This window comes from Streptomyces phaeolivaceus, assembly GCF_009184865.1.
Taxonomy (GTDB): domain Bacteria; phylum Actinomycetota; class Actinomycetes; order Streptomycetales; family Streptomycetaceae; genus Streptomyces; species Streptomyces phaeolivaceus.
Window position 1 is genome coordinate 5,002,038 of the sequence record NZ_CP045096.1, and the last position, 12,055, is coordinate 5,014,092.

Sequence of the window (12,055 nt, forward strand, 5' to 3'; positions counted from 1 at the left end):
CGGCCCCTCACCGCGCCCGCTCCGCCGCGCGCAACTCGCCCAGCAGGTCCTGCCGTCCCAGCAGGAGAACGGACAGCGCAGTCGGCATCCTGCTCACTCCTCGCCCGCCCCGATGCCCAGCCACCGACCGCTGCGCAGTCGCTCAGCGTTGACCGGCTCGCCCTGCGAGCGCGAGCGGGTCCGTGACCTCGCCCCCATGGCCCTGTACTCCCTCGGTGCTAGAAAATTCGGCAACTGCCTAATTGAAGAACTCTGCAATTGTATGCCTGGTGAAGCTCCCGGTGGGGCCCGCTCGCCCTAAGCGGCGCCACCGTCTGCCGGAGGCGGACTGACGTGTCTGTCGCTACGGGATGACGATCACGGGGTGCCGCGGTTGCCGGGCGAGGCGGCTGCCGACGCGGCCGAAGAGCTTGGCGGTGATGCTGCGGCTGGCGCCGACGACGATGGCGTCGGCCGCGTACCACCTGCTGATCTCTTCGAGTTCGTGGCAGATGTCGCCGCGGGTGTGGACGGCGACCCAGGGCACCTGCGTGAGCTGCCCGGTACGGGCCAGGGCGTCGGCCAGACTCTCGCTGCTGCCCTCGAGGAGGTCGAGGAGCGCCATCGGCTCACCGCCCTCCCACCAACTGGAGCTGGGCAGCCGGTGGGTGACGTGGACGACCACCAGACCCCGGCCGGCTCGGTACGCCATACCGCTGGCGTAGGCCAGAGTGCGCTCGTCGGAGGGAGATCCGCTGTATCCCACGACGATGGCGTGCCGGAAGGGATCGTGCCGGAGCGGAAGCGCCGCCCCGGGAGCGGGTGCCGCACCGGGCAGGCGCGGACAACGCTCGCCGCTGTGGCGTCTGCGCGGTAGCCACTGGCTCATGGGGTCATTCCTGGTGTAGGAGGCGGGAACTCTCGGTGGCTGGCAGGACGTCTCGGACGATCGCGCGGACCGTAGGGAAGGGACGAATCTCAGCAGCCGGTCGGGGCGGGCGGTGGCGAATCGGTGGCCAGGACTCAGTCAGGGCTGCTCGGCCGTGCCGCCTGCCGATGCCGCGAGAACCGTCTGCAACCGGGTCTCGGTGACGATGCCCAGGGCGAAGCCGTCGTCGTCGACGACGGGCAGGGCCGCCAGCGAACGCTCGCGCAGGTCGGCGGCCACGTCCGCGGCCGGCATGCCGGGGCGCGCGAACGGGCTGTGGTCGTGCGCGATGTCACGGACGCGGGTGTTCTCGGCGTACCAGGGCTTCGCTCCGTGGGCAGTGAGCTGATCGCGGGTGACGATGCCGGCGCATCGCCCGGTGTCGTCCCGGATGAGGACGAATTCGGTGTGCGACCCCCGGAGTACGTCGAGGGCCCTGTCGATACTGGTGTGGTCACTGACCTGGAGTTCCGGCGCGAGCATCGCATCGGCGGCGGTGGGGTGCGTAGAGGAGGGCATCGTCGGCTCCGGGGACAGGAGGGCCGCAGCGTCAGGCCGGGCGAGAACGAGAGGGGAGAGCGGCCGGCGCCGCCTGGAGATCTGCGAGGAGGTCGGCCTGGCCCGCCAGGACACCACTGAGGATGCTGCGGGCCGCGGTCAGCAGGTTGGTCGCCTCGGGGGTGGTGAGGCGGTAGTGGACGGTGGAGCCTTCCCTGCGCGTGGCCACCAGATTCGCGCGGCGCAGGATGGCCAGCTGCTGCGACAGGTGGGCGGCTTCGACGCCGACCTCGGGGAGTATCTCGGCCACGGCGTACTCGCGCGAGCTGAGCAGTTCCAGCACGCGGATGCGCACCGGGTGACCGAGGGTTTTCAAGAACTCGGCCTTGAGCTGGTACAGCGGTGGTGTGCTCACGCCGTGGCCAGGGCGGAGCGAAGGTCGGGGTAGATCCGGATGAGCCCGGTCGTGTCGCCGCTCAGCAGCGGAGCGGGGCGGTCGCGCAGTCCGCACACGGCCAGCGGGCTCTGCGCGGCGCGCACCACGGCGGCCTCACCCTCCTCGCTCCAGCCGAGCAGGCCGGACATATCGAGCACGAGCATGCCGTTCGAGCGGGAACGGACCCAGTCCACAGCCCCGTCGAAGCGGTGCGTGTCCTGACGGCCCAGGAAGCCGAACAGGTGCAGCACGCCCACGCCGTCATGCTCCGTGGAGTCCCAGCGCATGCTCACCACCGCCCCAGTCGCTGCCAGAAGCGCAGCGGGCCGGTCCGCGCCGGCTTACGGCGGGCGCCGGACACGGACTGAACGAGGCGGGAACTCCCGCACCGTGAACACCGTCCCTGGCCGTCCAGCGCGGAGGGCCGGCACAGCAGTCCGCACGCCGAGCAGAGCAGGACGGGAGCACTCGTGCCGCGAATCGGTGTGACGCGCATCGCGCCTCCTAGGTAATCCATCAATTGCCAATCTTAGCAACTGATAACGTACGCAGCTAGTGGCTGCCCCTTCCGGGTCGGCGCGGGGCAGCCACTTATGCGCCTGAAGTACCGGTGGAGAAGCGCGACTTCAGATGACTTCGCCGTCGCGTGGGTCGGGTGCGTCGGCAGGCACGGGAGGCGATGAATGAGTGAAGGACGCGAGTCCGCGTTGCGTCGGCTGGCGGCGGAGCTGCGGCAGGCGCGTGTCGAGGCGGAAGGGCGGGGGGACGCGTGGTCGGCCGCCGTGCACACTGTGGATCTTGAGGAGGTCGAGCGCGTGGGGCGTGAGCTGGGCGTGGACCTGACGGGCGGGGCGGACCAGGCCGGTGCGGTGCGAGGTTGATGAGCCGATCGCGGCCGGGGTCCCTGTCCCCGTCCTGCATGGGCGCGCAGGCGAAGGACTTGGCGGCGCCGGACTCAACCTGCGCGGGAGCTCCGGAGGTACGGAAGGCGCCGTCAACCGCATCAAGGTCCGGATGACCATGATCTCCATTGACGTCCCCGAACCGGGTCGGCGCCGTATCCATCTCCGTGTTCGGGCATTTCTCGCCCTTGCATGAGCGATGATCAGTTCTTGGGCGCCGTGGCGTGTGACGCAGTCCGCTCCGTAGTCCCCGTTGTCGCGCCGGCAGCGGCAGTATTTCGGTCGTTCCCCGCCGCGTGGGCGTGGCATGAGTGCATTTCGTGTTCGTGATCTGGCGGTTTCCCGTAGTTCGTCGCGAGGATGCCCACCGTACGGGCCGAGGTGGGGCGGGGCGCCGCGGGTGGGCCGGAAGTTCAGGAGCGGGCGCGAGGAGAAGCGGTTTCAACGGGCGGAGATGCCCGTTCAGGTCGGTGCAGTGGTGTCGACGTCTCGTCCTGTGATCGGGCGTAGTCGGCACGGACCGTGGATAGGGAGCAGACGTGGCCGAGATCGAACTGAGCATGGACAACGACGTGCAGGACTGTGTCGTCGCCCTGGTTACTGGTGACATGGACTACGTGAGCGTGTCCACCTTCTGGCCCCGCGTCCACGCGTTGCTCGACGGCGACCGGCGGTTGGTGCTGGACCTGTCGGGGGTGGACTTCTTCGACTCCGCGGGCCTCAACGAACTCCTGGCGCTGAACCGCCGGGCTGCCGAGGGGGGCGGTTCGCTGGCGCTGGCGAACGTGCCCGGCATGATGCGGGGCCTGTTGTCGCTGACTGGTACGGACGCGGTTCTGGACGTGCATGCCACCGTCGGTGAGGCCGTGGCCGGACGGCGGAAAGCTGAGGATGCGGACGGCGTGGGCCCCGGCAGATGATCACACCCGGGTCGTCAGCGACCCACACCGTCGCTGCGTCGACCGAGCAGCCGCGCGTACATCGGGCTGACAGGAGCGTTTCTGCGCCTGGTGCGCGTCGTTGGGCCGGGCATGGATCCAATGGGATCCAGACGAGGACGGCGTACTGCTGGCTCTCCACGGTCCAGCCGGACCGCTGAGCGTGTGCCGGCTGGTGGTCAACGCTCCGTCGCCGGACCCGTTGGTCCGCTCCCGCTGCCGGACGGAACGGATCGAGGGTGGTGCGGCCGGCGGCTGCGCGAGCCGTAGCGGTTGGGCGGGGGTGATACCGCTCCGACGTCGGCGGTGTGGGAGGCTGATTCGATGCCTGTAACCCTCCGCCACTTGGATGCCCGACTCTTCCCTGCCTGGCTTGAGCGCAGTCGAGCCGAGTACGCCAATGATCTCGTCACTGCGGGGCAAACGCCCGAGGATGCCCACCGGAATGCGGACGAAAGCATGGCCCGCTCTTTTCCCTCCGGCACACCGGGCTCGGGGCACGTGGTCTTCGACGTAGTCGATGACGCCGGGGAAACCGTCGGTTACCTCTGGATTGGACCAGACACCAGCGACGACGCCGGCGCCTGGTGGATCTGGGACATCATGATCGACGCCGACAAGCGCGGTCGGGGCTTCGGGCGAAGGACCATGACCCTCGGTGAGGAATACGCCCGGGCACAAGGCGCTCATACCCTTGGTCTCAGCGTCTTTGGCTTCAACACGGGTGCGCGCGGCCTTTACGAGTCGCTTGGCTACGAGACGACCTCGGTCAAGATGCTCAAGAAACTCGGCTGAGGTTCAGGCAACGTTCGCTCTGTCGACGACGGCGCGTAGGCGCCGGTCGTCGGCGTGGCGGTTTCGCCAGATGGTGTAGCGGTGGATCATGCTGCCCTGTCCCTTGCGCTGGGCGTACTCGTCCACGCCAACCACACCGGGTGTCGCGGTGGGCGAGTCGGGCAGCGAGGTGATCAGCCTCAGCAGGGTGTTCCGGCTGACCGGCGCTCCGAAGGAGTCCGTCATCCGGGCGCCAGCCCGGCCCGCAAGCGCAAGACCGACCGGGACCAAAGTCGAGCGCAGCCGCTCGATCCGCCGACCGAACCGACGGGTGAGCCCGGGCACCTGCTCGACGAAGGTCTTGCGCGGACAGGAGTCCGCTGCGCAGACGAACCGACGCACCCGTAACGACACCACGACGAACGAGGTCCCTCTCCATAGATAGGCGGTCCACAGGACGAGGTCCGCCCAGGTTCGGCATCGGTGCACCTCGATGGCGTACGCGTTCACATTGGGCGACGGGTCGCACGCGGCGTGGTCTATATGCCAGCAGGCAGCCTCGGGGTACGACATCAGGCTCGCCGCGTCGAAGGACTGAACTCCCGGTGCCTCATGAGCGGTTTCGAGGATCTCCCACGCACGGGTGTTGGTGGAGCACCGGTCGACTTCCGCCATGTCCACCGAGAAGCTGCCTTCGCCGTCGGCTACTGCTTGCTTGCACGCGTCGCAGATGGCGATCAGTTCATACACCACGGTCGGTCCTTGAGGAGGTCTCGTCGTGACGGGCTAGCTTCCGAGGATGGTCTCTCGTGCCGCTCGTGACCAGATGGCCTGCTGACGCGTGGTGAAGCCCATGCGGTTGAAGTGGAACAGGATGTGGCGGGCGAGGATGCCGCGGGTGCCGAGGCCGAGCCCTCCTTCGCGGCCCGCGTTCCCGAGGGCCTGGCCGCCGCGCTCGATCGAGTCGGCCCACTCGGCGAGGCGGTCCAGGGGGTTGCCTCCGGTGAGGGCAGGCGCGGTGTCGGCCGTCAGGAGCTTGCGCACCGTGCCGGTCATGGCGGTCACCCGCTCCGGCGGAACATCGTCGGGGAGAGGGCGCTTGGCTTCAACGCGTGCCCATACGTCGCCCTGCTCGCTCCATTCCTGTCCGGCGGCGCGCAGGAACAGGGTGGTGATGATCAGCGAGGTGGCCTTGGCGTCGAGCGGGAAGCTGTCTTCTGCTGCCGGACCATGCAGGTGGTCGAGAACTCCCACGCTGTCCGCATGGAACAAGGCGTGGGCGATCCTCATCCCGTCAGTGCCGCCGAAGGCCACCGTCTCGGACTCGTACTGCGACGGCCACCAGCGTTTCACCACGCCCCACGAGACTGCGCTGTCGAGAGCCGCATGGATGGGCTTCGATGCGCACTCGCCCATCGGCTGCGGGCCGGGAGCGACGCGGAGTCGCCAGCAGGGGAACTTGCGGACGAACCACCAGGCGCCGATGGCCCCGACGTCGCAGGCTTCTCGTAGAGGCGGCAGCAGGTAGGCGAGGAAGGCGTGTTGGGCGGTCGGGTAGTCGGTGAACTCGATGTTCACCTGCCGCCAGTCGGTGGCGGACGATCGTGCGTCGAGTGCTGTCCGTCCAGCGGCGCAGTACAGCTTGCCGGCTTCGGCCAGGTGTTCCGGTGAGGAGTGCAGCCGGGCGGCGACCGCGTCGATCGGTGTGCCGGCCAAGACGGCGTGGACGGCTCGTTCTGCTGTTCTGGTGTCGTGCAGGTCCACGTCTTCCTCCTTTCGGGGCCTCTGTCATGTCAAGCGAGGAGCAGGCAGGCATCCCAGTCTCTGGCCGGTGCCTCGTCGGTTTCGATGCTCTGGAAGGCGAGTGCGGCTCCGGACGTGCCTTCGAGGAACCCGGCTTCCGTCGGTGTCTCGGCGGCGAGGAAGCGTTCGGTGAGATGCGGCAGGAAGCTGGTGAAAGCGGCGGGCTCGTCGGCGTCCTGGGCGATGCGCTGAACTACCCGTATGAGGCCGCCGATGCCGTGGCACAGGCCCCGACCGGTGAGTTGGTCGAGTTGGAGAGGGTCGGCCAGGCAGTCCAGGAGCGCTCGTTCGGCCATGCGTTTGCGGTCGGTGTCGCCGAGGGCGAGGGCGGCGAGTTGCTGGGCGCGGGTGAGGCCGGGAGTGCCGTAGCACCAGGATGGTGCGGCCGGGTGCATGGGGCTCGATGTGGTGTCGGTGGTCCAGCGCGGCCATCGGGTGCCTCGGTGGTCGTCGACGCGTATCTCGTCCAGCCAGCGGCAGATGCGCAGCATCGCCTCCTGGTGGCCGTGCACAGTGGTGCCGCGCAGGTGGGCGAGTGCGAGGAGGGCCAGGGGCCCGGTGATGCCGTGGGCCAGGCCGGCATTGGCGTGGCCGTCGGGGGTGGGTGTGCCGAGGTTGACGGGGCTGTGCCCTGCCCACCAGCCGGGTCGTGGGCGTCCGTCGGGGCCGGGGAGCGGCTCGGTCAGGCGCACGAGGTATTCCAGGACGCTTTTGAGTTCTGGGCCGTCGGGGGTGCGGCGCAGGAGGAGGGCTCCGAGGCCGGTGAGGCCGCGCAGTAGGTCGTACTCGGCGAAGCTGGTGGGTCGGCCCTGATCGATACGGGTGTGGGCGGCGTCCAGGCGGCTTCGGGTGTGCGTGGTCACGATGCGGTCGAGGGCGTTGAGGGCGCCGGCGTATTGGTTGCTGTCGGCGGCGGTCAGGTGCAGGACGTATGCCATTGCGGGTGCGCCGAGGAAGAGGCCCGCTTGGTCGCCGTCGATCAGTGGGCCGACGGCGGCGAGTCGACGGTGGACGGCCTGCCACGATCCACGGCTTTGGCGGGCGTGTTCGATGTGGAGCATGGCGATGCCGAGGGGGCCGTGGGCGAGGGACTGCCGGAAGGCGGTGTCCTGCTCGGGGACGGGTCTGGCGCCGGTGGTCACCGTGGTGCTCCTTCGGTGCGGGCGCTCCAGGACAGGGCGGCGGTGCGGGCCAGGCGGCGGCAGATGGTCTCGTTGTCGGGATCGATGCCGGCTGCCCGGTTGTGGTGCATGTGAAGCAGAGACGGCAGTACGTCGGTGGGTTCGGCGCCGTGGTCGGCGAGGGCTGTGCGGTACGTCTCCAGTGCGGCGCGGCGATTGGCCCAGGCGGTGACGACGCGTTCGCCGCCTGGCAGGGCTCGTAGCGCGGCGAAGTCGCTGTCCGGGGCGGTCAGTTGTATGGCCAGTGCTTGGAGATCACGCGAAGGCATCTCGCCTTGCCCCTTGAGCAGGTACTCGATCAGCCAGCGGCGCCCGGCCGCCGGGCTGCCGGTGAACGTGGCGGCGATGTCCGTGAAGCTGGCGGCGGTGACGGCCGGCTGCAGGTGGGGAAGTAGGCCGAGCGTTTGTTGGGCGATGGTGGCGGCGGAGTCGGTGGCGAAGGCGTGCTCGGCGGCGGCCAGGGTGTCGCCGGTGCCGTAGCGGCCGGTCTCAGGTTCGTCGGTGTCCCACTGAATGCTGCGGATCAGTCCGGTGTTGCGGAGTTCCGCCGCCCAGGCTCCGACGTGCTGCGCGGCGGTGCCGAAGGCATCGGGGGCCGGCAGTCGGAGGCGTAGACGCAGGTGGGTGTCCGGATCGCTGTAGCGCGTGTACCACCACAACGGCTCGCCGCCTGCCCAGTCCTGGAACAGACCGGGCAGGTGCGTGGTCAGGATCTCCGGGACGCGTTCGGGGTGGCAGTAGATCTTCAGGTACGCCCATGGAGAGGTGCCCGGCAGGCGCCCGCTGTCGCGCCGTACGACCGCAATCGCTCGGGGGTGGTGGACTGCGGGTGGGAGGCTGGAGGCGAACGGCATGGTGATTTCGTGGGTGTGGCCGAGCCAGCCGTATGCCTCGTCCTCGGGGGCTTCGTGCAGTGTCGCGGTGCCGGTGCGCTCCAGCTCCATGCGCAGGAGGTGTTGGTGGGTGGGGTGGTCGAGGTCGAGGCGGAGGCGCTGGTCGTCGGAGCCGAGGAAGACGGTGCGGGTTACGCCGTAGCGGCAGCGCCAGTTGGTGAGGCGGCGTAGCCGGCCGGGATTGTCGTTGTGGCCGAGGTCGCTCAGTCGCAGGCGCCAGCAGGCGGGCGAGAGGATGGTGCGGCTGGTGCGGACTTCGGGCAGGAAGGGCAGTCGGGCGGCGGCTCCCCAGGCGAAGGGGGTCAGCACTGCTGTGTGAGAGCGGTGCACCTCGGTGACGAAGCGGACCAACGGATGGGTGGCGTTGGTGAGTTCGACGGCGTTCATCACCGACGGCTCGATGAGTTTGCCGGTGGACAGCGAAGCCAGGTAGAAGCGCTTCGAGTCCGCGGTCACCGCGAGGTCGTCCAGGTCGAGCGTGGCGGCGGGGTTGTGTTCGCCCAGCGACAGCAGGTGTGGCGTGACGGCGAGGGCGCGGCTGACGTTCTGGGTACGGCGGCGCAGCGGCGGGCTGGAGACCTGCGCTCGCTCCGCGTCGGCGGTGAGCGTGGGCAGGGCCGCGTACGCGGCCGTCATGCGGTGGCGGTCGGCTGAATCCAGCATGGCCAGGAACCGTCCTGTCGTCGTGCCCGCCGCCTGAGACAGGCCCGCGATGCTCAGCGTGAACTGCCCCTGTTGCAAGGCGTCCAGGGAGGTGGCGAGCACGGAGAAGCACAGCTCGACATGGGCAGGGACCTGAGTGGCTTCGTCGACGGCGAGCGCGGCAAGGTCCTCTTCCGTCAGGACCACCTCGCGTACCTGGTTCGCCGCCGCGTGTTGGGCGAGGGACAGGAGGTGTTCGTCCCGGCGGGTTGAGCCCTGGACGGGTCGCTTGAGGACGGAGCCGCGGTAACCCGCCGGAAAACCGAGGCCGATGTCAGGATCCGTGAGGTCGCGGACCGGAACGAGGGCGCCCATGCTGTAGCGCTCCAGGAAACGGGCGCGGTAGTCCTGCCAGGCCGGGGGCCCAGCCGGGAACGGCGAGATACGGGCCATGACGTGAAGGGCCTGTTCTGCTTCTCGGGCGACCTCGGCGGGCAGGACGACTTCGCAGTCGGGCAGCAGATTCACCACCAGGGTCCGCTCGGTGACGCCGGTCAGGGCTGTCATGCGCCGGGTGGCCTCGGTGCGCAGCGCCCGCTGTTCGTCGGCCGGGGAATGGTCGTGCCGGATCAGAAGCTGATGGATCTGCCGGAGGTGCCCAGCCGTTGCTGCCTGGGGCTCGGTGCTGACGGCTACCAGTTCGGCCAGGTCTGCCAGTTCGGCCACCAGGTGCCCGAGGGCGTCGTCATGGGTCATGGGCGCCCGCAGGCTGGTGATGAGGATCTGGTGTGCGACGAGGCCACGCACCATGTCCTCGATCACCGACGTGGGCGTGTCGGGATAGCCGGCGTGCAGTTTGGCGACGATGTCGTCGACCGTGATCGGCGAACGGGCCAGTTCAAGGACTGCCTCGGCAGCGGGCGTGCGGCGCAGGGTGACCTCGGCCGGGCCGTCCTTGCCCGGCTGATGCGGTACGGCGATCCGGGTGCCCCGGACGATGCAGGTGGGATCGGCGATCACGGGCAGGCGTCGCAGCAGATCGCGGTTCTGCTCCAGGGCGGTGACGATCTCGGTGAGCCACTCGGCGTCCGCTCGGGCGGAAGCCCGGTGTCCGGCGCCCCATTGGACCTGCACCTGGTTCCCGAGGCGTACGGGCGCGGGGCCGGCGAACAGGCCGAAGGGGGTGGCACGGTGCTGCATCCGCAGCAGGTAGCGCACCAGGGAGATGACCGTGCGCTGGACGGTTCGGGGCCGCTGGTTACGGCCGTTGAGCACCCCGTGCACGGCCTCGACCAGAAGAGGGCTGGCGACCTCGATGGCAGCCGCCGTGGCATCGTCCGTCCAGACCTTGCCGACCCACTCCCGCCAGCGCTCCACATCGCCGGAGGCGCTGCCGTCCAGGTCAGGCCAGGGAGGCACCTGGGCCGCCAGAGGCCGGGCGGCTGCTCTGATCAGAATCGCGTCAACGGCCTTGTACATCCCCATCCCATCCCTGTGGCTCCTTCGTCCGTCGTCCTGGGCGGTGCGGGGCCGGGCCGAAGTCCTCGGCCCGGCCCCGCACCGGTTGGTCAGCCTCCGATGCAGGTGCTGTTGGAGCAGGCGGACTGGCAGGTGGCCCCGCAGCCGTCGCCGGTGTCGTTCAGAAGACCCGGCACGACCGGGGCGGACGCGATGGTCTCGATGTTGAGGTCGAAGTCCGTGTCGGCGGCGGCCGTGAAGTCCGTGGCGGCCTTGAGCGCGGTGGTGCCCTGCTGTGCCATCTCGAATTCCTCCTGTAGGGCTGGGTGGGATGTGCCTTGCTGGCCTGGCCGGTGGGCGCTGTCGGCGCTACGGCCAGGTGATCAGGACCCGCGTGTGGGGCCGGTCGACGACCCGGCCCTCGGGGAGCTGCCCGTCCGGCGTGGACGCCGGGTAGACCTCGATCTGTGCCCGGTCGCGGCGGTGCTCGCGGTCCCAGACCCGGATCTCCTCCACCAGTCGCTCGGCGGCCTTCTGGCCCTGCGAGCCGTGGCCGATGGCGCCGAGCTCGAATCGGTCCGGGTTGTCGGTACGACGCACGGTGCGGTAGGCGAAGCTGTCCGCGTCGACGAGTGTGGGCACGCCGAGCGGCGAGGCGGAGGCGACCAGGCCGCGTTTGCGGGCAGCCGGTGTCGCGGCCAGGAGCGGCAGGTTGTCCAGCGCGGTTGTCAGCCACAGGTCCAGGTGCTCGCTGGACTCGTCACCGGCGAGCGTCACCCCGGACCAGGCTTCGACACGAGGGCTGCGCAGGGCGGCTCGCAGCCCGTCGGCATGGGGCTCGGGGTGGCCGTCCAGCCGCAGCCCGACCTCTTCGCCCTCGGTGTCGTGCAGGAGGACCAGGCGGACCCGGTTCTCGCCGACGCCCTGCATGGGCACGAAACCGCACAGCTCGACGCTGTCGCTCACCAGCCGGTCGCCGTGGCGGACGAGAGCGACGGTGCGGGTCATACCGCGCATCCGCAGGGGCACGACGACACGGCCGCCGTCGACGAGTTGTTCGGTCCAGGCCGGCGGGATGTCGGCGGTCTGGACGGTGACGATGACGCGGTCGTACGGGGCATGCTCGGCCATGCCGTACTCGCCGTCGGCGGTGATGACGCGCACCTGCTGGTCGTAGCCGGTGTCGGCGAGGAACTTCTCGGCGCGTGCGGTGACGTCGGGTTCGATGTCCACGGTGATGACAAGGCCCTCGGGGCCGACGATCTCGGCGAGGTAGGCGGCGTTGACACCGCCGGAGCCGATCTCCAGGACCCGCATGCCGGGCCGGATGTCGGCCTGTTCGATCTGCATGGCCTGGATGCGGGCGGCGGACACCGAGCTGATGGCCACGCCGTCGGCGTCCTTCTTCGTGATCGCGGCATTCTCCGCCTGGTACACCGCCGCCATGTCATCGTCGGGGGTGGCCAGATGACGAGGGACCTTGCGGAACGCGGCCACTACGTGCGGGCTCCGGGCTGCATCGAGCGCGATCAGTTCCCGGACCATCTCGTCGCGCAACTGCTGGTCGGATGTCGGGACTCCGTCGTCAGGGGTGATCATGTCGGGGACGTTGTTCACGGGCTC

General features: G+C 69.5%; 13 protein-coding genes. 3 read left to right on the plus strand and 10 right to left on the minus strand.

Going from position 1 to position 12,055, the window contains the following annotated elements:
• Positions 1-343 precede the first annotated feature (343 nt).
• The 4 genes from F9278_RS23635 to F9278_RS23650 all read right to left on the minus strand — a co-directional run bounded on the left by F9278_RS23635 (position 344) and on the right by F9278_RS23650 (position 2,128).
• Entirely contained in the window at positions 344-868 is a 525-nt protein-coding gene (locus F9278_RS23635; RefSeq protein ID WP_152170109.1) for a universal stress protein, read from the minus strand.
• A 138-nt stretch (positions 869-1,006) separates the two neighbouring features.
• Positions 1,007-1,426, minus strand: a complete 420-nt coding sequence (locus F9278_RS23640; RefSeq protein ID WP_152170110.1) for a CBS domain-containing protein — start codon at positions 1,424-1,426, stop codon at positions 1,007-1,009.
• Positions 1,427-1,457: 31 nt separating this feature from the next.
• Positions 1,458-1,820: an ArsR/SmtB family transcription factor gene (locus tag F9278_RS23645; RefSeq protein WP_152170111.1), complete on the minus strand. Its 363-nt coding sequence runs from the start codon at positions 1,818-1,820 to the stop codon at positions 1,458-1,460.
• Positions 1,817-2,128, minus strand: a complete 312-nt coding sequence (locus F9278_RS23650) for an STAS domain-containing protein (RefSeq protein ID WP_152170112.1) — start codon at positions 2,126-2,128, stop codon at positions 1,817-1,819. The genes F9278_RS23645 and F9278_RS23650 overlap by 4 nt, the downstream gene beginning before the upstream one ends.
• Before the next feature lie 396 nt (positions 2,129-2,524).
• Here F9278_RS23650 and F9278_RS23660 point away from each other — a divergent pair, with 396 nt between their 5' ends.
• The 3 genes from F9278_RS23660 to F9278_RS23670 all read left to right on the plus strand — a co-directional run bounded on the left by F9278_RS23660 (position 2,525) and on the right by F9278_RS23670 (position 4,476).
• Entirely contained in the window at positions 2,525-2,722 is a 198-nt protein-coding gene (locus tag F9278_RS23660; protein WP_152170114.1) for a hypothetical protein, read from the plus strand.
• Between the two features lie 560 nt (positions 2,723-3,282).
• On the plus strand, positions 3,283-3,663 hold the full coding sequence (locus tag F9278_RS23665; RefSeq protein ID WP_152170115.1) for an STAS domain-containing protein: 381 nt from the start codon (positions 3,283-3,285) through the stop codon (positions 3,661-3,663).
• A gap of 342 nt (positions 3,664-4,005) precedes the next feature.
• A complete protein-coding gene (locus F9278_RS23670; protein WP_152170116.1) occupies positions 4,006-4,476 on the plus strand; it encodes a GNAT family N-acetyltransferase in 471 nt (156 codons plus the stop codon).
• A 3-nt stretch (positions 4,477-4,479) separates the two neighbouring features.
• Here F9278_RS23670 and F9278_RS23675 read toward each other — a convergent pair whose 3' ends face one another.
• The 6 genes from F9278_RS23675 to fxlM all read right to left on the minus strand — a co-directional run bounded on the left by F9278_RS23675 (position 4,480) and on the right by fxlM (position 12,049).
• On the minus strand, positions 4,480-5,208 hold the full coding sequence (locus tag F9278_RS23675) for a hypothetical protein (protein WP_152170117.1): 729 nt from the start codon (positions 5,206-5,208) through the stop codon (positions 4,480-4,482).
• A gap of 33 nt (positions 5,209-5,241) precedes the next feature.
• The gene (locus F9278_RS23680; RefSeq protein WP_152170118.1) at positions 5,242-6,219 is read right to left on the minus strand and encodes a thiopeptide-type bacteriocin biosynthesis protein; all 978 of its coding nucleotides are present in this window, start codon (positions 6,217-6,219) and stop codon (positions 5,242-5,244) included.
• Positions 6,220-6,248: 29 nt separating this feature from the next.
• A complete protein-coding gene (locus F9278_RS23685; protein ID WP_226966892.1) occupies positions 6,249-7,400 on the minus strand; it encodes a lanthionine synthetase C family protein in 1,152 nt (383 codons plus the stop codon).
• Positions 7,397-10,459 (minus strand): lantibiotic dehydratase, encoded by a 3,063-nt coding sequence (locus F9278_RS23690; RefSeq protein WP_226966893.1) that lies wholly within the window; start codon positions 10,457-10,459, stop codon positions 7,397-7,399. Before F9278_RS23690 ends, F9278_RS23685 begins: the two co-directional genes overlap by 4 nt.
• An 83-nt stretch (positions 10,460-10,542) precedes the next feature.
• Positions 10,543-10,734: an FxLD family lanthipeptide gene (locus tag F9278_RS23695; RefSeq protein ID WP_152170120.1), complete on the minus strand. Its 192-nt coding sequence runs from the start codon at positions 10,732-10,734 to the stop codon at positions 10,543-10,545.
• Positions 10,735-10,801: 67 nt separating this feature from the next.
• Positions 10,802-12,049, minus strand: coding sequence for a methyltransferase, FxLD system (gene fxlM / locus F9278_RS23700; protein ID WP_152170121.1), 1,248 nt, complete (start codon positions 12,047-12,049; stop codon positions 10,802-10,804).
• Positions 12,050-12,055: the final 6 nt, after the last annotated feature.

What these genes read in the sequence shown, in the direction of transcription:
- F9278_RS23635 (WP_152170109.1), bottom strand. Translation starts at nt 868, where the DNA reads ATGAGCCAGTGGCTACCGCGCAGACGCCACAGCGGCGAGCGTTGTCCG.
- F9278_RS23640 (WP_152170110.1), bottom strand. Translation starts at nt 1,426, where the DNA reads ATGCCCTCCTCTACGCACCCCACCGCCGCCGATGCGATGCTCGCGCCG.
- F9278_RS23650 (WP_152170112.1), bottom strand. Translation starts at nt 2,128, where the DNA reads ATGCGCTGGGACTCCACGGAGCATGACGGCGTGGGCGTGCTGCACCTG.
- F9278_RS23660 (WP_152170114.1), top strand. Translation starts at nt 2,525, where the DNA reads ATGAGTGAAGGACGCGAGTCCGCGTTGCGTCGGCTGGCGGCGGAGCTG.
- F9278_RS23670 (WP_152170116.1), top strand. Translation starts at nt 4,006, where the DNA reads ATGCCTGTAACCCTCCGCCACTTGGATGCCCGACTCTTCCCTGCCTGG.
- F9278_RS23690 (WP_226966893.1), bottom strand. Translation starts at nt 10,459, where the DNA reads ATGGGGATGTACAAGGCCGTTGACGCGATTCTGATCAGAGCAGCCGCC.
- F9278_RS23695 (WP_152170120.1), bottom strand. Translation starts at nt 10,734, where the DNA reads ATGGCACAGCAGGGCACCACCGCGCTCAAGGCCGCCACGGACTTCACG.